The 23,344-nt window shown below is 58.4% G+C and carries 25 protein-coding genes; 23 read left to right on the top strand and 2 right to left on the bottom strand.

Annotation, left to right across the window (positions count from 1 at the left end; all coding sequences use genetic code 11):
- The first annotated feature begins 7 nt into the window (after nt 1-7).
- From fliM to ACODS3_RS11830, 21 genes are all read left to right on the top strand, one after another.
- On the top strand, nt 8-976 hold the full coding sequence (fliM, locus tag ACODS3_RS11730; RefSeq protein WP_201004703.1) for a flagellar motor switch protein FliM: 969 nt from the start codon (nt 8-10) through the stop codon (nt 974-976).
- Nucleotides 977-1,036: 60 nt separating this feature from the next.
- Nucleotides 1,037-1,498: a flagellar motor switch protein FliN gene (gene fliN / locus ACODS3_RS11735; protein WP_117181181.1), complete on the top strand. Its 462-nt coding sequence runs from the start codon at nt 1,037-1,039 to the stop codon at nt 1,496-1,498.
- On the top strand, nt 1,499-1,942 hold the full coding sequence (gene fliO, locus ACODS3_RS11740; RefSeq protein WP_201018438.1) for a flagellar biosynthetic protein FliO: 444 nt from the start codon (nt 1,499-1,501) through the stop codon (nt 1,940-1,942).
- Nucleotides 1,942-2,694, top strand: coding sequence for a flagellar type III secretion system pore protein FliP (gene fliP / locus ACODS3_RS11745; RefSeq protein ID WP_201018439.1), 753 nt, complete (start codon nt 1,942-1,944; stop codon nt 2,692-2,694). Before fliO ends, fliP begins: the two co-directional genes overlap by 1 nt.
- A gap of 25 nt (nt 2,695-2,719) precedes the next feature.
- Nucleotides 2,720-2,989: a flagellar biosynthesis protein FliQ gene (gene fliQ, locus ACODS3_RS11750; RefSeq protein WP_201018440.1), complete on the top strand. Its 270-nt coding sequence runs from the start codon at nt 2,720-2,722 to the stop codon at nt 2,987-2,989.
- 6 nt (nt 2,990-2,995) lie between these two features.
- Nucleotides 2,996-3,781, top strand: coding sequence for a flagellar biosynthetic protein FliR (fliR, locus tag ACODS3_RS11755; protein ID WP_489034375.1), 786 nt, complete (start codon nt 2,996-2,998; stop codon nt 3,779-3,781).
- A 1-nt stretch (nt 3,782) separates the two neighbouring features.
- The gene (gene flhB, locus ACODS3_RS11760; protein WP_201018442.1) at nt 3,783-4,919 is read left to right on the top strand and encodes a flagellar biosynthesis protein FlhB; all 1,137 of its coding nucleotides are present in this window, start codon (nt 3,783-3,785) and stop codon (nt 4,917-4,919) included.
- A gap of 241 nt (nt 4,920-5,160) precedes the next feature.
- Nucleotides 5,161-7,290: a flagellar biosynthesis protein FlhA gene (gene flhA / locus ACODS3_RS11765; protein WP_201004696.1), complete on the top strand. Its 2,130-nt coding sequence runs from the start codon at nt 5,161-5,163 to the stop codon at nt 7,288-7,290.
- Between the two features lie 11 nt (nt 7,291-7,301).
- Nucleotides 7,302-8,630, top strand: coding sequence for a flagellar biosynthesis GTPase FlhF (gene flhF / locus ACODS3_RS11770; RefSeq protein ID WP_201004695.1), 1,329 nt, complete (start codon nt 7,302-7,304; stop codon nt 8,628-8,630).
- A 115-nt stretch (nt 8,631-8,745) separates the two neighbouring features.
- Nucleotides 8,746-9,579 (top strand): flagellar synthesis regulator FleN, encoded by an 834-nt coding sequence (fleN, locus tag ACODS3_RS11775; RefSeq protein WP_201004694.1) that lies wholly within the window; start codon nt 8,746-8,748, stop codon nt 9,577-9,579.
- Nucleotides 9,576-10,316, top strand: a complete 741-nt coding sequence (fliA, locus tag ACODS3_RS11780) for an RNA polymerase sigma factor FliA (RefSeq protein WP_025260876.1) — start codon at nt 9,576-9,578, stop codon at nt 10,314-10,316. Before fleN ends, fliA begins: the two co-directional genes overlap by 4 nt.
- Nucleotides 10,317-10,575: 259 nt before the next feature.
- Entirely contained in the window at nt 10,576-10,950 is a 375-nt protein-coding gene (locus ACODS3_RS11785; RefSeq protein ID WP_183134005.1) for a chemotaxis response regulator CheY, read from the top strand.
- Between the two features lie 19 nt (nt 10,951-10,969).
- Nucleotides 10,970-11,755, top strand: coding sequence for a protein phosphatase CheZ (locus tag ACODS3_RS11790; protein WP_201004693.1), 786 nt, complete (start codon nt 10,970-10,972; stop codon nt 11,753-11,755).
- Between the two features lie 33 nt (nt 11,756-11,788).
- Complete coding sequence (locus tag ACODS3_RS11795; protein WP_304574350.1) at nt 11,789-14,059, top strand: chemotaxis protein CheA; 2,271 nt, start codon at nt 11,789-11,791, stop codon at nt 14,057-14,059.
- A 51-nt stretch (nt 14,060-14,110) separates the two neighbouring features.
- Nucleotides 14,111-15,271 carry a protein-glutamate methylesterase/protein-glutamine glutaminase gene (locus tag ACODS3_RS11800; protein WP_489034380.1) on the top strand — a complete coding sequence of 387 codons (1,161 nt, stop codon included), beginning with the start codon at nt 14,111-14,113 and terminating at the stop codon, nt 15,269-15,271.
- Nucleotides 15,271-16,011: a flagellar motor protein gene (locus ACODS3_RS11805; RefSeq protein ID WP_201004690.1), complete on the top strand. Its 741-nt coding sequence runs from the start codon at nt 15,271-15,273 to the stop codon at nt 16,009-16,011. Before ACODS3_RS11800 ends, ACODS3_RS11805 begins: the two co-directional genes overlap by 1 nt.
- 6 nt (nt 16,012-16,017) lie before the next feature.
- The gene (gene motD, locus ACODS3_RS11810) at nt 16,018-16,905 is read left to right on the top strand and encodes a flagellar motor protein MotD (RefSeq protein ID WP_201004689.1); all 888 of its coding nucleotides are present in this window, start codon (nt 16,018-16,020) and stop codon (nt 16,903-16,905) included.
- Between the two features lie 46 nt (nt 16,906-16,951).
- Entirely contained in the window at nt 16,952-17,740 is a 789-nt protein-coding gene (locus tag ACODS3_RS11815; protein WP_221575707.1) for a ParA family protein, read from the top strand.
- A 102-nt stretch (nt 17,741-17,842) separates the two neighbouring features.
- Nucleotides 17,843-18,733 (top strand): CheW domain-containing protein, encoded by an 891-nt coding sequence (locus ACODS3_RS11820; RefSeq protein WP_489034383.1) that lies wholly within the window; start codon nt 17,843-17,845, stop codon nt 18,731-18,733.
- A 57-nt stretch (nt 18,734-18,790) separates the two neighbouring features.
- Nucleotides 18,791-19,270, top strand: coding sequence for a chemotaxis protein CheW (locus tag ACODS3_RS11825; RefSeq protein WP_025260867.1), 480 nt, complete (start codon nt 18,791-18,793; stop codon nt 19,268-19,270).
- On the top strand, nt 19,271-19,675 hold the full coding sequence (locus ACODS3_RS11830) for a DUF2802 domain-containing protein (protein ID WP_201018446.1): 405 nt from the start codon (nt 19,271-19,273) through the stop codon (nt 19,673-19,675). It begins immediately after the preceding gene.
- A 178-nt stretch (nt 19,676-19,853) separates the two neighbouring features.
- Here the strand turns inward: ACODS3_RS11830 and ACODS3_RS11835 are convergent, their stop codons facing one another.
- Both ACODS3_RS11835 and fliK read right to left on the bottom strand, forming a co-directional pair.
- Complete coding sequence (locus tag ACODS3_RS11835) at nt 19,854-20,174, bottom strand: EscU/YscU/HrcU family type III secretion system export apparatus switch protein (protein WP_201018447.1); 321 nt, start codon at nt 20,172-20,174, stop codon at nt 19,854-19,856.
- A complete protein-coding gene (fliK, locus tag ACODS3_RS11840; RefSeq protein ID WP_095066868.1) occupies nt 20,174-21,778 on the bottom strand; it encodes a flagellar hook-length control protein FliK in 1,605 nt (534 codons plus the stop codon). Before fliK ends, ACODS3_RS11835 begins: the two co-directional genes overlap by 1 nt.
- A 187-nt stretch (nt 21,779-21,965) precedes the next feature.
- Here fliK and ccmA point away from each other — a divergent pair, with 187 nt between their 5' ends.
- A complete protein-coding gene (gene ccmA, locus ACODS3_RS11845; RefSeq protein WP_201018449.1) occupies nt 21,966-22,607 on the top strand; it encodes a cytochrome c biogenesis heme-transporting ATPase CcmA in 642 nt (213 codons plus the stop codon).
- Nucleotides 22,604-23,275 (top strand): heme exporter protein CcmB, encoded by a 672-nt coding sequence (ccmB, locus tag ACODS3_RS11850; protein ID WP_025260862.1) that lies wholly within the window; start codon nt 22,604-22,606, stop codon nt 23,273-23,275. The genes ccmA and ccmB overlap by 4 nt, the downstream gene beginning before the upstream one ends.
- The last annotated feature ends 69 nt before the right edge of the window (nt 23,276-23,344 follow it).

A 23,344-nucleotide genomic window follows, 5' to 3' on the forward strand; every position in this document is an offset into this window, starting at 1 on the left:
CTCTGACATGGCCGTTCAAGACCTGCTGTCCCAGGACGAAATCGATGCGCTGCTGCATGGCGTTGACGATGGGATGGTCCAGACCGAAAGTAACAATGAGCCTGGCAGCATCAAGAGTTACGACCTGACCAGCCAGGACCGGATCGTGCGGGGTCGGATGCCGACCCTGGAAATGATCAACGAACGTTTTGCCCGTTACACCCGCATCAGCATGTTCAACCTGTTGCGTCGCTCGGCTGATGTGGCGGTGGGCGGTGTCCAGGTCATGAAGTTCGGTGAGTATGTTCACTCGCTGTACGTGCCGACCAGCCTCAACCTGGCCAAGATCAAGCCGCTGCGTGGTACGGCCCTGTTCATCCTCGATGCCAAGCTGGTGTTCAAGCTGGTGGACAACTTCTTTGGTGGTGACGGTCGTCACGCCAAGATCGAAGGGCGCGAATTCACGCCGACCGAACTGCGCGTGGTGCGTATCGTTCTGGATCAGGCGTTCATCGACCTCAAGGAAGCCTGGCAGGCGATCATGGAAGTGAACTTCGAGTACATCAACTCGGAAGTGAACCCGGCCATGGCCAACATTGTCGGCCCGAGCGAGGCGGTAGTGATTTCCACTTTCCATATCGAACTCGATGGTGGTGGCGGTGATTTGCACGTGACCATGCCGTATTCGATGATCGAGCCGATCCGCGAAATGCTCGACGCCGGTTTCCAGTCGGACCTCGACGATCAGGACGAGCGCTGGATCAAGGCGCTCAAGGAAGACGTTCTCGACGTCAATGTTCCGCTGAGCACGACCATCGTTCAGCGTCAGCTGTTGCTGCGCGACATCCTGCACATGCAGCCTGGCGATGTGATTCCGGTCGAGTTGCCCGAAACGCTGGTCATGCGTGCCAATGGCGTGCCTTCTTTCAAGGTCAAGCTAGGCTCGCACAAGGGCAACCTTGCCCTGCAAGTAATCGAACCCATAGAGCGGCGTTGATCTGTCAGGTCGATGCCGGAATTGTTGCGTAACTGAATAAATGCCCGCTGAGGACAACCGATGGCTGATGAAAACGAAATGACGTCTGCTGAAGATCAGGCGTTGGCCGATGAATGGGCCGCGGCACTGGGTGAAGCCGGTGAGGGAGGTCAGGCTGATATCGACGCATTGTTGGCGGCCGATGAAGGCAATTCTTCGTCGCGCATGGCGATGGAAGAATTCGGCAGCGTGCCCAAGAGCAATGCGCCCGTCACTCTGGACGGCCCTAACCTGGATGTGATTCTGGATATTCCGGTGTCGATTTCCATGGAAGTGGGCAGCACGGATATCAACATCCGTAACCTGTTGCAGCTCAACCAGGGTTCGGTGATCGAGCTGGATCGTCTGGCTGGCGAGCCGCTGGACGTGTTGGTCAACGGCACCTTGATTGCTCATGGCGAGGTGGTGGTGGTCAACGAGAAGTTCGGCATTCGTCTGACGGATGTCATCAGTCCGAGTGAACGCATCAAGAAGTTGCGCTAAGTGAGGCGCTTGCTGGGTGTTCTGCTGACGCTGCCTTCGCTGGCGTGGGCGGCCGAGCCTGTGGCTCAGGCTGCTGCCGCCCCGCAGGTCGCCAACACGGTTTCTGGCGGAATGGGCGGGCAAGTGTTGCAACTGCTGCTCGGTCTGCTGGTAGTGGTCGGCCTGATTTTCGTTCTGGCCTGGGTCATGCGTCGTGTCCAGAGCGTTGGGCCAAACAGTGGTCAGGTGATCGAACTGCTTGGCTCCCGGGCGCTCGGGACACGTGATCGCCTGTTGCTGGTTCAGGTGGGTAACGAGCAGATTCTGCTGGGTGTCACGCCGGGGCATATCACGCCTTTGCATGTGCTCAAGGAGCCGGTGCAGGTTCCGGTTCGCGAGCAGGCAACCCCTGAGTTCGCCCAGCGGCTTCTGGAGTTGATGGGCAAGGATAAGGACAAGAAGTGATGGGTGCCTTGCGTTTCCTGATATTGCTGCTGTTGACGATGGCAGCACCTGTCGCGTTCGCTGCCGATCCGTTGTCGATACCGGCGATCACACTGTCCAACAATCCTGCCGGTCAGCAGGAGTATTCGGTCAGCCTGCAAATCCTGCTGATCATGACGGCGCTGAGTTTCATCCCGGCGTTCGTCATGCTGATGACCAGCTTTACGCGGATCATCATCGTCTTCTCTATCCTGCGTCAGGCCCTTGGCTTGCAGCAGACACCGTCCAACCAGATTCTGACCGGCATGGCGCTGTTTCTGACCATGTTCATCATGGCGCCGGTGTTCGATCGGGTGAATCAGGATGCCTTGCAGCCTTATCTGGCAGAAACGCTCAGTGCGCAGGACGCAGTGGCCAAGGCGCAGGTGCCGATCAAGGACTTCATGCTGGCCCAGACCCGCACCAGCGATCTGGACCTGTTCATGCGCCTGTCCAAGCGTACCGATATTCAGACGCCTGACGCTGCACCCTTGACCATTCTGGTCCCGGCCTTCGTTATTTCCGAACTCAAGACGGCCTTCCAGATCGGCTTCATGATCTTTATCCCGTTCCTGATCATCGACCTGGTCGTCGCCAGTGTGCTGATGGCCATGGGTATGATGATGCTGTCGCCGCTGATCATTTCCTTGCCGTTCAAGATCATGCTGTTCGTGCTGGTGGATGGCTGGGCGTTGATCGTCGGTACGCTGGCGGGAAGTTTTGGTGGTGTATGAGTCGTTTTGACGAGGAGTCTGCCTGATGACGCCAGAAGTAGCGGTCGATCTGTTTCGTGAAGCGTTATGGCTGACCACTGTGCTGGTTGCGATTCTGGTGGTGCCGAGCCTTGTCTGTGGTCTGCTGGTCGCGATGTTTCAGGCGGCCACGCAGATCAACGAACAGACCTTGAGTTTTCTTCCGCGTCTGATCGTGATGCTCTTGACCCTGATTGTCGTGGGTCCCTGGCTTTTGAAAATATTCATGGAATACATCCTGTCGTTGTACGGCAGTATTCCGACCTTGATCGGCTAATACTGCATGCAACCTTTGCTTGCGCTGACCGACACCCAGATCAGTACCTGGGTCGCCAGCTTCATGTTGCCTTTGTTTCGCATCGTCGCGGTTCTGATGACCATGCCGATCATTGGTACGACCCTGGTACCGCGTCGCGTGCGTCTGTATTTTGCGGTGGCGGTCACGGTGGTGGTCGCGCCTGTGCTGCCGGCCATGCCGCCGGTCGAAGCCCTTGATCTCAGCGCGCTGCTGTTGATTGGTGAGCAGGTTCTCATCGGTGCAGGCATGGGGCTTTCGCTTCAGTTGTTCTTCCATATATTCGTCGTGGCAGGGCAGATCATCGCCACCCAGATGGGTATGGGCTTTGCCTCGATGGTCGACCCCACCAACGGCGTGTCGTCGGCGGTCATTGGCCAGTTCTTCACCATGCTGGTCACGCTGTTGTTTCTGGCCATGAACGGGCATCTCGTAGTCCTTGAGATCCTGGTCGAGAGTTTCACCACCATGCCGGTGGGCAGCGGTTTGCTGGTCAGCAATTTCTGGGAGCTGGCCACGGGGCTCGGCTGGGTGATGAGTTCAGGGCTGAGGCTGGTGTTGCCGGCCATTACGGCATTGCTGATCATCAACATCGCGTTTGGTGTCATGACTCGTGCGGCACCGCAGCTCAATATCTTCTCCATCGGTTTTCCCCTGACTCTGGTGCTTGGCATGGTCATCCTGTGGATGACCATGGCTGACATTCTCAATCAGTATCAGCCCATCGCCGTTCAGGCTTTGCAGGCCTTGCGTGACATGGTGAGGGCTCGCTGAAATGGCTGAGAACGAGAATGGTCAGGACAAGACAGAAGACCCCACGGAGAAAAAGGTCCGGGACTCCCGGGCCGAAGGGCAGATTGCCCGCTCCAAGGAGCTGACCACCCTCGTCGTGATGCTGATGGGGGCGGGCGGGCTGCTGATGTTCGGCAGTGATATTGCGCAAATGATGGTGGAGTTGATGCGCAACAACTTCACGATCAGCCGCGAAACCCTGATGGACACCACCTACATGGGCAAGCTGCTGCTCAGCTCCGGTGAGCATGCGCTGATTGTGGTGTTGCCGTTTCTGATTGCCATGCTGGTGGCGGCATTGGTAGGGCCGATCATGCTGGGTGGCTGGTTGTTTGCGACCAAGTCGCTGGCCCCCAAATTCAGTCGCATGAACCCGGCTTCCGGGCTCAAGCGCATGTTTTCGCCTCATGCATTGGTGGAGTTGCTCAAGTCTTTCGCCAAATTTTTGATCATTCTGGCGGTGGCGCTGGTGGTGCTCAGCAAGGAGCGTAACGATCTGGTCTCCATTGCCCATGAGCCGTTGGAACAGGCCATCATCCACAGCCTGCTGGTGGTGGGGTGGAGCAGCTTCTGGATGGCGTGCGGATTGTTTTTCATTGCGGCGGCCGATGTGCCCTTCCAGTTGTATGAGGCGCACAAGAAGCTGTTGATGACCAAGCAGGAAGTGCGTGACGAGCACAAGAACAGCGAAGGTAGCCCTGAGGTCAAGCAGCGCATTCGCCAGTTGCAGCGCGAGATGTCCCATCGCCGGATGATGGCGGCGATTCCCGAAGCCGATGTCATCATCACCAACCCGACTCACTTTGCCGTGGCGCTCAAGTACGATCCCGAGAAGGGCGGGGCGCCGATGCTGCTGGCCAAGGGTGCCGATCTTGTCGCCATGAAGATTCGCGAAATTGGTGCCCACAACCAGATTCTGATACTGGAGTCGGCCGCCCTGGCTCGCTCTATCTACTACAGCACCGAGCTTGAGCAGGAGATCCCGGCCGGGCTTTACCTGGCCGTGGCCCAGGTGTTGGCCTATGTCTATCAGATCCGCCAGTACCACTCTGGTCGAGGCAAGCGCCCCGATCCGCTGGGTGTTCTGCCTATTCCGCCGGATCTGCAACGCGACGCCTGATCGCGAAAGTTCACACCTGCGTAGGCGCGAACTCATTAGCGAATGACATCTGCAGATTGATTCTCTGTAGGAGCGAATTCATTCGCGAAAACCCCCATATCTCCAAGCAGGACAACAAGTTGTCATCAGCTTGCAGCTTTGTACTGGCTACTCGCTGCTAAAGTTGGACGGCTTTTTGCAATAGGTCGATTCAGGTCGCCTTGGGCGTCAAAGTTTTGATTTAGTGCGCAGGTAAAGAACAGTGGATCGCTCTCAGATAATCAGTAGCGCACGTAGCAACCTTGCCGGCTTTGGTCGTGGGCAACTGGGCGTCCCGCTGTTGTTGCTGGTCATGATGGCAATGATGATGTTGCCCATACCGCCTTTCCTGCTGGACGTGTTCTTCACGTTCAACATTGCATTGTCCATCGTCGTTCTGCTGGTCTGCGTCTACGCCTTGCGACCACTGGATTTCTCGGTTTTCCCGACCATTCTGCTGGTCGCCACATTGCTGCGTCTGGCACTGAACGTGGCGTCCACTCGTGTGGTCATGCTCCATGGTCAGGATGGTCATGCTGCTGCGGGCAAGGTGATCCAGGCCTTCGGTGAAGTGGTCATCGGTGGTAATTACGTGGTTGGTATCGTGGTGTTCGCGATCCTGATGATCATCAACTTCGTGGTAATCACCAAGGGTGCCGGGCGTATCTCCGAAGTCAGTGCGCGGTTCACCCTCGATGCGATGCCGGGCAAGCAGATGGCAATCGACGCCGACCTCAACGCCGGTCTGATCGATCAGCCAGAAGCCAAGCGCCGTCGTGCCGAAGTGGCCCAGGAAGCCGAGTTCTACGGCTCCATGGACGGTGCCAGCAAATTCGTGCGCGGTGATGCGATTGCGGGTCTGCTGATTCTGTTCATCAACCTTATCGGCGGCATGCTGGTGGGTATCTTCCAGCACAACATGACTTTTGCCGATGCGGGGCGTGTGTACACGCTGTTGACCATCGGTGACGGTTTGGTGGCGCAATTGCCATCACTGCTGTTGTCCACTGCTGCGGCGATCATGGTGACCCGTGCTTCCGGTTCGGAAGAAATGGGCAAGATGATCAATCGCCAGATGTTCACCTCTCACAAGGCCCTGGCCGTATCGGCAGCGATCATGATTGTCATGGGCCTGGTGCCGGGCATGCCGCACTTCTCCTTCATCAGCCTGGGTCTGGTGGCGGGCGGTGCAGCCTACTGGCTGTGGAAGAAGCAGAACATGGCAAAGGTCGAGGCCTTGGCCGAGGTGCAGCGCCAACAGGAACTGCTGCCGTCGCCAACCCGCGTTCAGGACTCCAAGGAGCTTGGCTGGGATGATGTGACCCCTATCGACATCATCGGTCTGGAAGTCGGGTATCGCCTGATTCCGCTGGTGGATCGCAACCAGGGTGGTCAACTGCTGGCGCGTATCAAGGGTGTGCGCAAGAAGCTCTCTCAGGAACTGGGCTTCCTGATGCCGACCGTACACATTCGCGACAACCTGGATCTGGCGCCCAGCGCCTATCGTTTGACGCTCATGGGCGTGATTCTGGCTGAAGCCGAGATTTATCCTGATCGCGAACTGGCGATCAACCCGGGTCAGGTGTTTGGCACGCTCAACGGTATTACTGCCAGAGATCCGGCATTCGGTCTTGAGGCGGTCTGGATCGAAATCAGCCAGCGCAGCCAGGCTCAGTCACTGGGTTATACGGTGGTGGATGCAAGTACTGTGGTGGCAACTCACCTCAACCAGATTCTCTACAAGCACTCCCATGAGCTGATCGGGCACGAAGAAGTGCAGCAATTGATGCAATTGCTGGCCAAAAGCTCACCCAAACTCGCTGAAGAGCTGGTGCCTGGCGTTCTTTCGCTGTCGGCGTTGCTCAATGTGTTGCAGGCGCTGCTGGCTGAGCACGTGCCTGTGCGTGATATCCGCAGCATTGCCGAAGCCATCGCGAACAACGCTGGCAAGAGTCAAGATACCGCCGCTTTGGTGGCGGCCGTGCGGGTCGGTTTGAGCCGCGCAATCGTGCAAAGCATTGTGGGGATTGAGCCGGAGCTGCCTGTGATCACACTGGAGCCAAGGTTGGAACAAATATTGCTCAATAGTTTGCAGAAGGCTGGTCAGGGTCAGGAAGAAGGCGTTCTTCTTGAACCGAGCATGGCTGAAAAGCTTCAGCGTTCGTTGATTGAGGCCGCCCAGCGTCAGGAGATGCAAGGGTCGCCGGTAATTCTGTTGGTAGCGGGCCCCATCCGGGCCATGCTGTCACGATTTGGACGATTGGCTGTACCGAACATGCATGTTCTGGCGTATCAGGAAATTCCTGACAATAAGCAAGTCACCATCGTAGCGACTGTCGGGCCTAACGGCTGAGGTAGTGAGTCATGCAAGTTAAGCGTTTTTTCGCCGCCGATATGCGTCAAGCCATGAAGTTGGTTCGCGATGAGCTGGGCGCCGAGGCAGCCATCATTGGCAATCGCCGCATCGCCGGTGGTGTCGAGCTGACTGCCGCTCTGGACTACAAGCTGTCCGCGTTGGCGCCTCGTGTGCCGAACATGGAGCTTGAGGACGAACTGCGCAAGACTCAGTCGCGCATCGTTTCCGCCCAGGCCGAACTGGACAACCGCGGTGACAGTGATGCTTCGATCAATCGTCAGCTGTTCTCCGGCATGCCGCTCAACGCCCTCGATAAACATATCGAACCGACGCTCGAAGAGCCGCCGCGCCCGTTTGCCCAGGCACCAGCACCCGCTGTAGAGCCGGCAGTCGGTCAACGCGCCTACGACTCCATGCGTCACGAATTGAATGGTCTGCGCGAGCTGCTGGAAGTCCAGCTCGGCTCCCTGGCCTGGAATCAACTGCAAGGCAGCCGTCCGCAGCAGGCCAGCCTGTGGCGTCGTCTGCAGCGCGTCGGTCTGTCCGGCCCGCTGTCGCGTGATCTGCTGGCGATGATCCCGGAAATCGACGAACCACGTCAGGCCTGGCGCATGTTGCTGGCTCACCTGGCGCGAATGATTGCCGTGCCTGACGTCGAACCGCTCGAAGAAGGTGGCGTGATCGCCATGGTCGGCCCTGCCGGCATGGGCAAGACCACGACCCTCGCCAAGCTGGCGGCTCGTTATGTTCTCAAGTACGGCCCGCAGAATATCGCGCTGGTCAGCATGGACAGTTTCCGTATCGGTGCCCAGGAGCAGCTCAAGACTCTGGGGCGCATCCTCAATGTTCCGGTTACCCACGTCGATCCGGGCCAGTCATTGGCCCAGGCGCTGGAGCCACTGCTGCGCAAGCGCGTGGTGCTGATCGATACCGCCGGCCTGCAGGCCAGTGATCCAGCCTTGCGCATGCAACTGGAAAGCCTCGCCGGACGTGGCATACGTGCCCGCAACTACCTGGTGCTGGCGACAACCAGCCAGAAGCAGGTACTGACTGCGGCCTATCACAGTTACAAGCGTTGTGGTTTGGCAGGTTGCATCCTGACCAAGCTTGATGAAACCGCAAGCCTCGGAGAAGTGTTGAGCCTTGCGATTGGCCATGAATTACCTGTGGCTTATTTGACGGATGGACCACGTATTCCTGATGACTTGCACCTGCCGCGTCGCCACCAGTTGGTGAGCCGCGCAGTCAGCGTGCAAATGCAGGATGAGCCGAGCGAGGAAGCGATGGCCGATATGTTTGCCGACCTCTATCACACCCCTGGCAAGAGAGTGGGGTAACTGATGGATATTACTGGAATGTCCCTGCATCAATGGTCTGCCAGGCATTGTTCGTTCGCGAACGTGCAGCCCGTAATGTGGTTTCGGTCTACGCAAGACAAGGTAAAGAAATAACATGGGCAGCATGCATCCCGTACAGGTTATCGCAGTGACCGGTGGCAAAGGTGGCGTCGGTAAGACTAACGTGTCAGTGAACCTTTCACTGGCCCTGGCCGAACTCGGCCGGCGCGTCATGCTGCTCGATGCCGACCTTGGTCTGGCCAATGTCGATGTTCTGCTGGGCCTGACGCCCAAGCGCACGCTGGCTGACGTCATCGAGGGCCGTTGCGACCTGCGCGATGTCCTGTTGCAGGGGCCGGGCGGTGTGCGCATCGTGCCTGCGGCGTCCGGCACCCAGAGCATGGTCCATCTTTCAGCAGCCCAGCATGCCGGTCTTATCCAGGCGTTCAGCGAGATTGGCGACAACCTCGATGTGCTGGTGATCGACACCGCTGCCGGTATCGGCGAGTCGGTTGTCAGCTTCGTGCGCGCAGCGCAGGAAGTATTGCTGGTGGTCTGCGATGAGCCTACCTCGATTACCGACGCCTACGCGCTTATCAAGCTGCTTAACCGCGACTACGGCATGAACCGTTTTCGTGTTCTGGCCAATATGGCCCAGAGCCCACAGGAAGGGCGCAATCTGTTCGCCAAACTGACGAAAGTGACTGATCGCTTCCTTGATGTGGCTCTGCAATATGTCGGTGCCGTTCCTTACGACGAGTGTGTTCGCAAGGCGGTTCAGAAGCAGCGCGCTGTTTACGAGGCGTTTCCACGCTCCAAATGCGCACTGGCTTTCAAGGCCATTGCCCAGAAGGTTGATACCTGGCCGTTGCCGGCCAACCCGCGTGGTCATCTGGAGTTCTTCGTCGAACGACTTGTTCACCAGACCAGTGCGGGGCCTGTTCAATGACAGCGAGCGGCTTTCAAATGTACAGCAAGGCTTCCAGGAATTCGCAGTACGAACTCATCGAGCGTTACGCGCCGTTGGTCAAGCGTATTGCCTACCACTTGCTGGCGCGTCTGCCTGCCAGTGTGCAGGTTGAAGATCTGATCCAGGCCGGCATGATCGGCTTGCTGGAAGTTTCTACCAAGTACGACTCCACCAAGGGTGCGAGTTTCGAGACTTATGCCGGGATTCGTATCCGCGGTGCCATGCTCGATGAAGTGCGCAAGGGTGACTGGGCGCCACGTTCGGTGCATCGCAATACGCGCATGGTGAGTGACGCAATTCGCGCAATTGAAGCAAAAACCGGTCGTGACGCTAAAGATCATGAGGTTGCTGCCGAACTCCAGTTAAGTCTCGATGATTATTATGGGATTTTGAATGATACCTTAGGCAGCCGTCTCTTCAGCTTCGACGACCTTTTGCAGGACGGCGACCATGAAGGGTTGCATGAGGACGGCGCAAGCGGCTCGCTCGAACCGTCGCGTGACCTGGAAGATGAGCGTTTCCAGGCAGCGCTGGCAGATGCAATCGCCAACTTGCCGGAGCGTGAGCGGCTGGTATTGGCGCTGTACTATGACGAAGAGCTGAACCTCAAGGAAATCGGTGAGGTGCTTGGGGTCAGCGAGTCGCGGGTCAGCCAGTTACACAGCCAGTGCGCAGCTCGTTTGCGAGGGCGTTTGGGGGAGTGGCGAGCGCGTTGATGGGCGATTTGTGACTTGCAAGAGTCTCAGGTTGTCGCAAGCCGGCTGTGCAGAGCGTTACGTGGTATCAGGATAGACAAGGCAGGAGCCTGTTCGGACAGAGCCTATGGCCTGCTGGTTCAGGTTTCTGTTTTGTTGTTTTGCCAAGCCCGTCGTCGTTTTCGTACAGCCGGGGGTGTGCTGTGCCAGTATTGAGTGAACAGCGTGTTCAGGTGCTGAATGCGTTAAAGACTGCTTGGAGGTCGAATTGGACAAGAACATGAAAATCCTCATCGTTGATGACTTCTCAACGATGCGGCGGATCATAAAAAATCTGTTGCGTGACCTGGGGTTCACCAACACATCCGAAGCGGACGACGGCATCACTGCCTTGCCGATGCTTCAAAGCGGTTCCTTTGACTTTCTGGTGACTGACTGGAACATGCCTGGCATGACCGGTATCGATCTGTTGCGTCAGGTGCGTCAGGATGAGCGTCTCAAAAGTCTCCCGGTACTGATGGTGACCGCTGAAGCCAAGCGTGAGCAGATCATTGAAGCTGCCCAGGCTGGTGTGAACGGTTACGTCGTGAAACCGTTCACGGCCCAAGTGCTGCAAGAGAAGATCGAAAAGATCTTTGAACGCGTCAACAGCTGATGCATGCCGCGAGGGCGCTATGGACAACAACGATTCACTGGGTGACTTCGAGTCAACCCTGAAGAAACACGCGCAGGAACTGGTTGCCAGCCTTGAAAAAGGCCGCTTCGGTGATGCCGTGCAATTGATCCATGAGCTCAACCAGGCTCGTGATCGTGGCCTGTATCAGGAAGTCGGCAAGCTGACTCGCGAACTGCATAGTGCGATCGTCAATTTTCATATTGACCCGAACATGCCGCAAGCCGAAGAAGTGTCGCAGATCACTGATGCCGCCGATCGTCTGTCGTATGTTGTACGACTGACCGAGAATGCGGCCAACCGCACGATGGACCTGGTAGAGCAGAGCACGCCGCTGATGAACGGGCTGAGCGAAGATGCCAAGTCGCTGAGCGCGGACTGGGGGCGTTTCATGCGTCGGGAAATCGGTGCTGAAGAGTTTCGTGATCTGGCCAAGCGTGTCGACGGTTTCCTGTCCCGTACCGAATCCGAAGCTCATACCGTTGCCAGCCATCTCAATGACATTCTGCTGGCCCAGGATTATCAGGATCTTACCGGTCAGGTGATCAAGCGCGTTACGCAGCTGGTCACTGAAGTCGAAAGCAATCTGCTCAAACTGGTCCTCATGGCCAGTCATGTCGACCGCTTTGCGGGCATCGAACATGACGAAAAAGCGATCCTTGCTGAAAAAGATCCTAAAAAACATATCACGCAGGGTGAAGGTCCGCAGATTCATGCCGATAAACGTGAAGACGTCGTATCCGGACAGGATGATGTAGACGATCTGCTATCGAGCCTTGGCTTCTAGGTCTGTTGACGGTTAATTTTAGGGAGCACCCCAATGAGCTTCGGCGCCGATGAAGAGATCCTTCAGGATTTTCTGGTAGAGGCCGGCGAAATTCTGGAGCAGTTGTCTGAACAGTTGGTCGAGCTGGAAAGCCGACCAGATGATGCGGATCTGCTCAATGCAATTTTTCGCGGTTTTCACACTGTAAAAGGGGGCGCCGGCTTCCTCCAGCTCCATGAGCTGGTGGAGTGCTGCCACATCGCCGAAAACGTGTTCGACATCCTTCGCAAGGGTGAGCGCCGCGTTGACGCCGAATTGATGGACGTGGTCCTTGAAGCTCTGGATACAGTCAACAGCATGTTCGGTCAGGTGCGCGAGCGGACCGATCTTACGCCTGCGACTCCAGAACTGCTGGCTGCGCTGTCGCGTCTTGCAGAGCCACAGTCGGCTCAGCAGGCCGAGGCGGCTCCACCTCCACCACCTCCTGTGGTCGAGGCGGCTCCCGTTGAGCCCGCTGCTAGCGATGACATCACCGACGCCGAGTTCGAGCACCTGCTCGACACCATGAGCGCGGCCAAGGCTGATGCAGCGCCTGCTGCAACTGCGGCAGCGCCTGCGGCCAGCGATGAAATCACCGATCAGGAATTCGAGTCGCTGCTCGATCAGTTGCATGGCAAGGGCCAGTTTGCGCCTGATGCCGTGGCTGCGCCTGCACCCGCTCCAGTAGCGGCTGCCCCGGCCAGTGGCGCTGCACCTGCCAGCGATGAAATTACCGACGACGAATTTGAAGCCTTGCTCGATCAGTTGCATGGCAAGGGTTCGTTCGATGGCGGTGTCGCTGCGGCTCCGGTTGCAGCAGCGGCTGCACCTGCCAAGGCACCAGCAGCTCCTGCTGCGGCGGCCAGCGATGAAATCACGGATAGCGAGTTCGAGAACCTGCTCGATGAGCTGCATGGCAAGGGCAAGTTCGAGCCTCAGGCTGTTGCCGGTAATGCGGCAGCAACTGCGCCTCCACCGCCTCCGCCACCTGCTGCAGCCAAGCCGGCTCCAGCTCCGGCCCCGGCACCAGCCGCCAAACCAGCAGCACCTGCTGCTGCGGCACCGGCTCGTGCTCCTGCTGCTGGCGGCGCTGCTGAAAAGCCTGTTGCGTCCGAAGCGGAAACCACCGTGCGGGTCGATACTGCGCGCCTGGACGAGATCATGAACATGGTCGGCGAACTGGTGCTGGTGCGTAACCGTCTGGTTCGCCTGGGTCTCAACAGTGGCGACGAAGCCATGTCCAAGGCTGTGTCGAACCTGGATGTGGTGACGGCCGACCTGCAGACTGCGGTGATGAAAACCCGCATGCAGCCGATCAAGAAAGTCTTCGGTCGCTTCCCGCGACTGGTTCGCGACCTGGCGCGTCAGCTCAAGAAAGAGATCAACCTGGAGCTGGTTGGTGAAGAAACCGACCTGGACAAGAACCTCGTAGAGGCGCTTGCCGACCCGTTGGTCCACTTGGTGCGCAACGCGGTCGACCACGGTATCGAAACTCCCGAAGAGCGCGAAGCCTCAGGCAAGTCCCGTGGCGGTCGTGTGATTCTTTCGGCCGAACAGGAAGGTGACCATATCCTGTTGTCGATCTCCGACGACGGCAAGGGGATGGACCCTAACGTTCTGCGCGGCATCGCTGTGAAGCGTGGCGTGATGGACAAGGATGCTGCCGACCGCCTGAGCGACACCGATTGCTACAACCTGATCTTTGCTCCAGGTTTTTCGACCAAATCCGAGATTTCCGATATCTCCGGACGCGGTGTGGGCATGGACGTGGTGAAAACCAAGATTGCCCAGCTCAACGGTACGATCAACATCTACTCCACCAAGGGCCAGGGCTCCAAGATTGTCATCAAGGTGCCTTTGACCCTGGCAATCATGCCGACCCTGATGGTGATGCTGGGCAACCAGGCCTTTGCCTTCCCGTTGGTCAACGTCAACGAAATCTTCCACCTGGACCTGTCGACTACCAACGTCGTCGATGGTCAGGAAGTCGTGATCGTGCGTGACAAGGCCTTGCCACTGTTCTACCTCAAGCGCTGGCTGATCAGCTCTGCCGCTTACGAAGAACAGCATGAAGGCCATGTGGTGATCCTTTCGGTTGGCACCCAGCGTATCGGCTTCGTGGTCGATCAACTGGTCGGTCAGGAAGAAGTGGTTATCAAACCGCTGGGCAAGATGTTGCAAGGCACGCCGGGTATGTCGGGCGCCACCATTACCGGTGACGGTCGCATCGCCTTGATTCTGGATGTACCGAGCATGCTCAAGCGTTACGCCGCACGGCGTATTTGATTCTGGGGTAGCGGGCAGCACATGCTGCCTGCTGCGCCTATTGGAGTGTTTATGGCAGTCAAGGTCCTGGTGGTGGATGATTCCGGTTTCTTCCGCCGCCGCGTATCGGAAATTCTCTCTTCGGACCCCAACATCCAGGTCGTCGGTACGGCGACAAATGGCAAGGAAGCAATCGAACAGGCTCTGGCACTAAAGCCGGACGTGATCACCATGGACTACGAAATGCCGATGATGGATGGCATTACGTCGGTTCGCCACATCATGCAGCGCATCCCGACTCCGGTCCTGATGTTCTCTTCACTGACCCATGAAGGTGCCCGCGTAACGCTGGATGCGCTGGATGCCGGTGCAGTGGATTTCCTGCCCAAGAATTTCGAAGACATTTCGCGTAACCCGACGAAGGTCAAGCAACTGCTGTGCGAGAAGATCAACAGCATCGCGCGCAGCAATCGTCGTTTCAGTGGCGTAAGTGCGCCGGCAGCGGCACCTGCTGCGTCAGCACCGGCTCCGGCTGCTGCGCCAGGTCGTGCTTCTGCGCCAGCACCCGCCGCCCGCACCGTGCCATCGCGCACTGCTGCGGCTCCGGCCGCTCATGCGCCTGCTCATCACGCACCCGCACCGCCCGCTCATTCGGGCGCGCCCAAGCGCAAAGCCTACAAGCTGGTAGCAATTGGTACGTCTACCGGTGGCCCGGTTGCGTTGCAGCGAGTCCTGACTCAATTGCCTGCCAATTTTCCGGCACCGCTGGTCTTGATTCAGCATATGCCGGCAGCGTTTACCAAGGCTTTTGCCGAGCGTCTGGACAAGCTGTGCAACATCAGCGTCAAGGAAGCCGAGGATGGCGACATCCTGCGTCCGGGTCTGGCGTTACTGGCGCCCGGTGGCAAGCAGATGATGGTGGATGGCCGCGGCACGGTGAAAATCCTGCCGGGTGACGAACGCCTCAATTACAAACCCTGCGTGGACATCACGTTCGGTTCGGCTGCCAAGTCCTATGGTGACAAGGTGCTGGCCGTAGTGTTGACCGGCATGGGTGCCGATGGCCGTGAAGGCGCACGGCTGCTCAAGCAGGGCGGCAGCAGCATCTGGGCGCAGGATGAAGCGAGCTGCGTGATCTACGGCATGCCAATGGCGATTGTCAAAGCCGATCTGGCAGATGCGATCTACAGCCTGGACGATATCGGCAGGCATCTGGTCGAGGCCTGTATCTGATGGATGTATTGAGTCTTATCGGTCTTATCCTGGCGTTCGTTGCGATCATCGGTGGTAACTTTCTCGAAGGTGGACACCTGAGTGCCCTGGTCAACGGTCCGGCAGCCTTGATCGTGCTGGGCGGTACTCTGGGTGCTTCGCTGTTGCAGTCGCCGATGAGCTCTTTCAAGCGCGCCATGCAGATCGTGGGCTGGATTCTGTTCCCGCCACGCATCGATCTGGCGGGCGGCATCGACCGGGTCATTGCCTGGAGCCTGACTGCCCGCAAGGAAGGTCTGCTGGGGCTGGAGTCGGTTGCCGACACCGAACCCGACAACTATGCCCGCAAAGGCCTGCAATTGCTGGTGGACGGTGCAGAGCCTGAAGCGATTCGCAGCATTCTGGAAGTGGACTTCATTACCCAGGAAACTCGCGATATCCATGCTGCCAAGGTATTTGAAAGCATGGGCGGCTATGCGCCGACTGTGGGGATCATCGGTGCGGTCATGGGCCTGATCCATGTGATGGGCAACCTGGCTGATCCAAGCCAGTTGGGCAGCGGTATCGCCGTGGCTTTCGTTGCAACCATCTATGGCGTCGCGATTGCCAACCTGATCCTCTTGCCGGTGGCCAACAAGCTCAAGAACATTGCCCATCGTCAGGCCCGTTACCGGGAAATGCTGCTCGAAGGTCTGCTTTCCATTGCAGAGGGCGAGAACCCGCGCTCCATCGAACTCAAGCTGCAAGGCTTCATGGAGTAATGCCTCATGGCTCGACGTCGTCCGCCCGAAGAGCACGAGAATCATGAGCGTTGGCTGGTTTCCTATGCCGACTTCATTACCCTGCTGTTTGCCTTTTTCGTGGTGATGTACTCGATTTCGTCGATCAACGAAGGCAAGTACAAGATTCTGTCCCAGGCGCTGGTCGGTGTGTTCAACGACGCCGAGCGCACCATGAAGCCCATTCCAATCGGCGAGCAGCGTCCGCAGAGCGTCACGCCTGCCGAGCCGTTGATCAAGGACAGCGAGCAGACCGATGCCGGTATCGGCCAGAAGTCCGATGACCCGCTACAGACCATCGCCAACGATGTGCGCGATGCCTTTGGCGATCTGATCAAGTCCGACCAGATGACCGTGCGCGGCAACGAGTTGTGGATAGAGATCGAACTCAATTCGAGCCTGTTGTTTGGCAGTGGTGATGCAATGCCCAGCGACAAGGCTTTCACCATCATTGAAAAGGTGGCCGGGATCGTCAAACGCTTCGACAACCCGATCCACGTAGAAGGTTTCACTGACGACCAGCCTATCAGCACGGCTCAGTACCCGACCAACTGGGAGCTGTCTTCGGCCCGTTCCGCGAGCATCGTGCGCATGCTGGCCATGGATGGAGTCAATCCTGCCAGGCTGGCTTCGGTGGGGTATGGCGAGTTCCAGCCGATTGCCACCAACAGCACAGCGTCGGGGCGTGCAAAGAACCGTCGCGTGGTGCTGGTCATTTCGCGTAATCTCGATGTACGGCGTAGTCTGACCAGTACCGGAACGGCCAATGCACAACCTGATGCGGCATTGAGGCGTGCTGGCACACAAACTGCACCTGTGCCAGCAAAGCCGCCGGTACGAGCGAACTCCGTCAATTCTCCGTCACCCGCCCTCTAGCAGTCGTTATCGATATGGTCGTCGTTGTGCGGAAGGAAAAACATCAATGAGAGTCTGGGCAGTAGCCAATCAAAAAGGTGGAGTCGGCAAGACCACTACGACCATTGCCCTGGCCGGATTACTGGCTGATGCGGGCAAGCGCGTGGTCGTGGTCGATCTGGACCCCCACGGCTCCATGACCAGTTACTTCGGGCACAACCCCGACGAGCTGGAGCACAGCGTCTTCGATCTGTTCCTGCACAAGGGCTCGGTTCCTGACGGCTTGCCCGGTCAGTTGCTGTTGCCGACCAGTGACGAACGTATTTCCCTGTTGCCTTCCAGCACGGCCCTGGCCACGCTGGAGCGCCAGTCGCCCGGCCAGAGCGGCCTGGGTCTGGTCATCGCCAAGAGCCTTGCGCAGTTGTGGCAGGATTTTGACTATGCCTTGATCGACAGCCCTCCCTTGCTGGGTGTGTTGATGGTCAATGCCCTGGCTGCCAGCCAGCAGCTTGCCATTCCGGTCCAGACCGAGTTCCTGGCTGTCAAAGGCCTGGAGCGTATGGTCAACACCCTGGCGATGATCAATCGTTCGCGCAAGACGCCTTTGCCGTACACCATCGTGCCAACCCTGTTCGACCGCCGGACCCAGGCATCCATGGGCACGCTCAAGTTGCTGCGCGACAGTTTTCCCGACCATGTCTGGAAAGCTTACGTGCCCGTCGATACCCGTCTGCGCGATGCCAGCAGGGCGGGTGTCACACCTTCGCAGAACGACGGCAAGAGCCGCGGTGTCATGGCTTACCGCGCACTGCTCAAACACATGCTCTCCGAGCAGCTTACGGCTCAGGTGGCTTGACGTGCGCCCTTATTCTTTCTGTGCAGCCCGCTCAAGTCAGGCCTCAATGCGGCCGATAACCTTAGCAGGTGGCACTCGCTCCATTTTTTGTTGGGCCCCGGTATGAACCGCCCTTTAGAAGTTGCTACACGACCAAAACTGGCATTGCAGTCGTATCTGGATGCCTTGCTTCAGGATGCCACTGAAGAACTGGAAGAACCGTCGAATACCATTGACGAGTTCCAGGCTGCAGTGCTCGAAGAGCAAGCACTGGATGCGCGCAGACAACAACAGGCCAAGCCCGTTGCTGTCGCTGTTGCGGCACCTGCTCCGGTGGCTGTCCCCGTGGCTGTGGCTGCGCCGGTTGTCGCGCCGGTCGTGACGCCTGTTGTGGTGCCGGCGCCGGTGGTGGTTGCCGAGGCTGTGGTTGCCGAAGTGGCAGTGCCTGTTGCCGTGCCGACGGTGGACGTGGTCGAACCTGTCGTGCAGTTGAGTACTGCCGTCGGGCAACGCACGCCGACTCCGCCGCCAACCCGTGAGGGGCGTCCGGCCTGGGCTGAAGAGCCTTTCGAGTGCCTGTTGTTTGATGTAGCGGGTTTGACGTTGGCCGTACCGCTGATATGCCTGGGGTCGATCTATCCTCTGGCGGGCCAGGAATTGACACCGTTGTTCGGTCAGCCGGACTGGTTTCTCGGGATCCTGCCCAGTCAGGCAGGCAACCTGAAAGTATTGGATACAGCGCGCTGGATCATGCCTGATCGCTACCGCGACGATTTTCGCCAGGGATTGCAGTATGTGATCTCGGTTCAAGGCTACGAGTGGGGGCTGGCGGTGCATCAGGTCAGCCGTTCACTGCGCCTCGATCCGGCCGAGATCAAGTGGCGAGGCCATCGTGGCCAGCGTCCATGGCTGGCCGGGACAGTGATCGAGCATATGTGCGCGTTGGTAGATGTTGCAGAGTTGGCCGAGTTGATAGCCAGTGGCGCGGTCAAGCAGTTGAACAAATCGAAATAATCATGGGTTGGCGCCAGAGGCGTTGCCCGCAGAGTACACACGTGAGGGGTTAGGGGTATGAATAAGACGTCTGCACAAGGTTCCGAAGATCCTATCCTGCAGTGGGTGACTTTCCGTCTGGACAACGAGTCGTACGGCATCAATGTGATGCAGGTCCAGGAAGTGCTGCGTTACACCGAAATCGCTCCTGTGCCGGGTGCGCCAAGCTATGTGTTGGGCATCATCAACCTGCGCGGTAACGTTGTGACCGTGATCGACACCCGTCAGCGCTTCGGCCTGGCTCCGGTGGAAGTCAGCGACAACACCCGTATCGTGATCATCGAAGCCGACAAGCAAGTCGTCGGTATTCTGGTCGACAGCGTGGCTGAAGTGGTTTACCTGCGTCAGTCTGAAGTCGAAACCGCGCCGAACGTGGGCAACGACGAAACGGCCAAGTTCATTCAGGGCGTCTGCAACAAGAACGGCGAACTGCTGATTCTGGTTGAGCTGGACAAGATGATGTCCGAGGAAGAGTGGTCCGAGCTGGAGAACATCTGATTGATTCTTGAGGCAGCAGTTGTCTTCCTGGGCATTCTCTGGGCTGTGACCCTGGGAATGTTCCTGGCCCATACCAAGCGTCAGCGGCTGCTTGATGCTGAACGTGATGCGGCCAGTGCCTTGCGGGACCAGCGGCTCCGGGAGTTGGCCAAGCGTGTGGACACCTTCCAGAACGGCACGGTGCGCATGGGGGAAGACCTGCATGAGTTGCGTGCGATGGTTGCACCTCTGCCTGACAAGCTCACGGCCCTTGAACAGCGCGATCCCTCCACGCTGTCCTTCGCCCAGGCTGCACGCCTGGTCGGCATGGGTGCAAGTGTCGATGAGCTGACTCAATCCTGCGGCCTGACCCAGGCCGAAGCGCAATTGATGAGCAAACTGCATCGCAACACTGCGGATCAGTAACCAGTCTGTAAGCCCTCGTCGCAGGCAAGCTCCCTCTCACATGGTCATTGCGCCTGATGTGGGAGGGGCCTTGGCCGTGACGACCTGCTTGAAGGCAACACATTTTCAGCGCACTTCAGAATGCTGTCGCGGCCAAGGCCGCTCCCCCGGATTGTGTCCAGCCTATCCTTGAGGTTGTTTACCGAGGCGTGATATCCCGCTCGATGGGTGGGGCATCCGGGTCCTGGCCTGCGGGGAACTTGCCTTTGAGGTGCCAGGCAAACGCGATGATTTCGGCGATGGTCAGGTACAACTGCTCGGGAATGCTGTCACCCAGCTCCATGCGCGCCAGCAATTTGACCAGCTCGGCATTTTCGTAGATCGGGACTTCATGCTCCCGGGCAATCGCCAGAATCGCTTCCGCCAGTTGATCGTCGCCTTTGGCGCTCAGTGTCGGGGCCTTTTGGCCGTCGTAGGTCAGGGCGATGGCCTGACGAGGCATGTGGTCAGGTAGGCTCATCAGGCGTTCTCGTCGATCCAGCGTTGTTCAAGAGTGGTGCGCGGGCCTTGGGGTGGGGCTCCGTGGCTGCAAGCCAGTTCGCCTACTGCCAGACCACAGGCGATCAGCCGTTCACGCAGATAACCCAGTTCCTGGCCGATCAAGGCTGCACTGTTGGGGCGCTCGGCCCAGAGATGGCTGGACAGCGTGCCACTGATCAACTGCGCACTGACCTGCAAAGGCCCCAACGGCTCCAGATCGAACGCCAGCTCTATGCGCCAGAGCTTTTCCCGAGGCCCTTTGACTTCGTTGCTGTCCTGGTCCTCGGCGGTTTCCTGTTCCGGTGCGTCCTCACGCTGCATCTTGACCTGCAAAGGCACGATGTCATGGGCGTTGCGCATCGGCACTTCCATCTGCCAGGTGGTGACCTGCGTGCCGTCGGCATTGGTGCGGGTCTGCTCCAGACCGCCCAGTTGATGGCTTTGCAGGCGCGACACTGCCGCCGCTGCAAGTTTGAGGAGTATTTCCAGATCCTCTTCCTTGTCACCACCGCTTACATCGCGCGAGGGCAGGGGGAAGCTGGTCGGTTGCGGGCGCGGTGCTACCAGGCCCAGCGTGCCCAGGGCGTTGCGGATCGTGCTGGGGATGACTCGCGTCAGCATGTTGGAGGCAGCCGCCGCATTGTAAGAAGCGTTACCCGGCAGTTCGGGCAATATCTGGGCGATCAGGCGCATCAGGTTGGCCTTCATGTCCGGTGCCTGCATCGGGTTCAGGCCCGCCAGCAACTTGGCCTCCATGAACATGCCACTGGCATTGAGTGCCTGGGCTACATTCCCCGATGTTCTCATCTGCTCGATATCGGGAATGCCGGCCAGCAACTGGTTGATACTGGCCTGCAATGGCGCGGGAATCGCTGTATTGCCGCGTGGCAGGTTTTGCAGAGCCGCAATCAGGTTTTCCAGCGAGCCCTGACGATTCTGTTGAGTGGCCAGTTGCTGCGCGACCGCCAGTTGATCGAGACGGCCGGGCAGGGGGACGAAGTTCAAGGACTGGTTGCCCTGCACCTGGGCGCTGAGCAGGCTGCCGACGGTCAATGGCTGCGGGCTCTCGATGGTCAGGCTGGCACCCGCCTGAGCGGTATTGAGCAGCATCACGATCGAGCGATAGACCTGCGGGTTGCCTGCGCCTGCCAAGGCTTGCCCCGCCAACTGGCTGACGACCTGGCTGGTCATGACCTTGCCTTGCAGCAGAGTCCCCACAGGTAACTGTTTAAGATCTATGCTGGTTTGCGAGTTTTTCAACGCATTGTTGATCTGCTGCAAGGTCAGCGTCAGTTCATTGGGCGAAGCTTGGGCTACTTGCAGGGTGGTGCCCGGTGTGAAGGGCAGGTTGCTGTTGACCGGCAGGTTGGTCTGACTGCCATTGCTGAGCATCAGCCTGAGCAGTAACTGGAATTGCTGGTTGACCTGTTTGAGGGTCAGCACCTCGGCTTCGGCGGTTTCACCTTCGGGCACGAGGTTTTCTGCCGCATTGAGCAACGTCAGGACCTGCGCCTGGGTAATTCCCGCCTTCAACAGAGCTGTAGCAGGTGTAGCGGCAGGAACGCTGGTGATATCGCCCGTCATTGAATCTCGACCTTGGAAGTTGCCCTCTTGGTATCAGGACACACATGTATAATGCCGGCCACGCATGGCCCGGAAATAAAGTTGCACCAATGTAACGGCCGTTTCAATGCCGACTTGAACCACCCTTTCTCTGTTTGCGCCCTGTACGTTATGCCTCACGACGTCAACGCAATGCTGGAAGCCATCGATGACCCTCGCGACCCCCCTTCTGGAAGCTGACAGTCTGTCTTGTGAACGTGACTGGCGCATGCTGTTCGAGCATTTCGAGCTGCGCCTCGATACGGGCGATATGGTACAGATCAGCGGCCCCAATGGCAGTGGCAAGACCAGCCTGCTGCGGTTGTTGTCCGGGCTGATGCAGCCCACGAGCGGGGAGGTTCGTCTCAATGGCCTGCCACTTGAGGGCCAGCGCGCCGAGCTTGCGCGTAACCTGCTGTGGATCGGCCATGCCGCCGGGATCAAGGACCTGCTGACACCGGTGGAAAACCTCAGCTGGCTCTGTGCCTTGCATCAGCCGGTGCAGGTCTGCGATATCTGGCAGGCACTCGACGCCGTCGGTTTGCGGGGTTTCGAGGATGTGCCGTGCCACACCCTGTCGGCCGGGCAGCAGCGGCGCGTCGCGCTGGCGCGTCTGTATCTGGCGGCGCCACCGATATGGATTCTCGACGAGCCTTTCACCGCCCTGGACAAACAGGGTGTCGCGCAACTGGAAAACCATCTGGCCCAACACTGTGAACAAGGCGGAATGATCGTCATGACCACCCATCACACACTGACCCGCATTCCGGCGGGTTATCGGGATATTGATCTGGGACAGTGGTCGGTATGAGCAATGTCTTTACCCTTCTGCTCGCCCGTGAGGCGCGTCTGCTTGTGCGTCGCCCGGCGGAGCTGCTCAACCCACTGGTTTTTTTCGCTATCGTGATTGCATTGTTCCCACTGGCGGTCGGCCCGCAGACTCAATTGTTGCAAACCTTGTCGCCAGGGCTGCTCTGGGTCGCTGCGCTTTTATCGGTCCTGCTCTCGCTGGACGGCCTGTTCCGCAGTGATTTCGAGGACGGATCACTGGAGCAATGGGTCCTTTCGCCACACCCTCTGGCGCTTCTTGTTCTGGCCAAAGTGCTGGCACACTGGGTTTTTTCCGGGCTGGCACTGGTATTGTTGGCGCCGTTGCTGGCGCTCATGCTCGGCCTGCCCACCCAATGCTTGCCGGTTCTGCTGTTTTCCCTGCTACTGGGAACGCCAGTGCTGAGTTTGCTGGGGGCAGTCGGAGCCGCACTGACAGTCGGTTTGAAGCGGGGTGGCCTGTTGCTCGCCTTGTTGATCCTGCCGCTGTATATCCCGGTACTGATCCTGGGCAGTGGCGCATTGCAAGCCGCACTGCAAGGCATGCCGGCAACCGGTTATCTACTCTGGCTTGGTAGCCTGACCGCTTTGGCTGTAACCCTGACACCCTTTGCAATAGCCGCCGGCCTGAAGATCAGCGTCGGCGAATAATTGAGGTTCTGAGGCTGGCAAATGCCGGCCATCAGTAAAAACCCGGGATACACCGTGATGAAAAGCAGC

This window comes from Pseudomonas sp. FG43 (assembly GCF_057809175.1).

What these genes read in the sequence shown, in the direction of transcription:
- fliM (WP_201004703.1), top strand. Translation starts at nt 8, where the DNA reads ATGGCCGTTCAAGACCTGCTGTCCCAGGACGAAATCGATGCGCTGCTG.
- fliN (WP_117181181.1), top strand. Translation starts at nt 1,037, where the DNA reads ATGGCTGATGAAAACGAAATGACGTCTGCTGAAGATCAGGCGTTGGCC.
- fliP (WP_201018439.1), top strand. Translation starts at nt 1,942, where the DNA reads ATGGGTGCCTTGCGTTTCCTGATATTGCTGCTGTTGACGATGGCAGCA.
- fliQ (WP_201018440.1), top strand. Translation starts at nt 2,720, where the DNA reads ATGACGCCAGAAGTAGCGGTCGATCTGTTTCGTGAAGCGTTATGGCTG.
- fliR (WP_489034375.1), top strand. Translation starts at nt 2,996, where the DNA reads ATGCAACCTTTGCTTGCGCTGACCGACACCCAGATCAGTACCTGGGTC.
- flhB (WP_201018442.1), top strand. Translation starts at nt 3,783, where the DNA reads ATGGCTGAGAACGAGAATGGTCAGGACAAGACAGAAGACCCCACGGAG.
- flhF (WP_201004695.1), top strand. Translation starts at nt 7,302, where the DNA reads ATGCAAGTTAAGCGTTTTTTCGCCGCCGATATGCGTCAAGCCATGAAG.
- fleN (WP_201004694.1), top strand. Translation starts at nt 8,746, where the DNA reads ATGGGCAGCATGCATCCCGTACAGGTTATCGCAGTGACCGGTGGCAAA.
- fliA (WP_025260876.1), top strand. Translation starts at nt 9,576, where the DNA reads ATGACAGCGAGCGGCTTTCAAATGTACAGCAAGGCTTCCAGGAATTCG.
- ACODS3_RS11785 (WP_183134005.1), top strand. Translation starts at nt 10,576, where the DNA reads ATGAAAATCCTCATCGTTGATGACTTCTCAACGATGCGGCGGATCATA.
- ACODS3_RS11790 (WP_201004693.1), top strand. Translation starts at nt 10,970, where the DNA reads ATGGACAACAACGATTCACTGGGTGACTTCGAGTCAACCCTGAAGAAA.
- ACODS3_RS11795 (WP_304574350.1), top strand. Translation starts at nt 11,789, where the DNA reads ATGAGCTTCGGCGCCGATGAAGAGATCCTTCAGGATTTTCTGGTAGAG.
- ACODS3_RS11800 (WP_489034380.1), top strand. Translation starts at nt 14,111, where the DNA reads ATGGCAGTCAAGGTCCTGGTGGTGGATGATTCCGGTTTCTTCCGCCGC.
- ACODS3_RS11805 (WP_201004690.1), top strand. Translation starts at nt 15,271, where the DNA reads ATGGATGTATTGAGTCTTATCGGTCTTATCCTGGCGTTCGTTGCGATC.
- motD (WP_201004689.1), top strand. Translation starts at nt 16,018, where the DNA reads ATGGCTCGACGTCGTCCGCCCGAAGAGCACGAGAATCATGAGCGTTGG.
- ACODS3_RS11815 (WP_221575707.1), top strand. Translation starts at nt 16,952, where the DNA reads ATGAGAGTCTGGGCAGTAGCCAATCAAAAAGGTGGAGTCGGCAAGACC.
- ACODS3_RS11820 (WP_489034383.1), top strand. Translation starts at nt 17,843, where the DNA reads ATGAACCGCCCTTTAGAAGTTGCTACACGACCAAAACTGGCATTGCAG.
- ACODS3_RS11825 (WP_025260867.1), top strand. Translation starts at nt 18,791, where the DNA reads ATGAATAAGACGTCTGCACAAGGTTCCGAAGATCCTATCCTGCAGTGG.
- ACODS3_RS11835 (WP_201018447.1), bottom strand. Translation starts at nt 20,174, where the DNA reads ATGAGCCTACCTGACCACATGCCTCGTCAGGCCATCGCCCTGACCTAC.
- fliK (WP_095066868.1), bottom strand. Translation starts at nt 21,778, where the DNA reads ATGACGGGCGATATCACCAGCGTTCCTGCCGCTACACCTGCTACAGCT.
- ccmA (WP_201018449.1), top strand. Translation starts at nt 21,966, where the DNA reads ATGACCCTCGCGACCCCCCTTCTGGAAGCTGACAGTCTGTCTTGTGAA.
- ccmB (WP_025260862.1), top strand. Translation starts at nt 22,604, where the DNA reads ATGAGCAATGTCTTTACCCTTCTGCTCGCCCGTGAGGCGCGTCTGCTT.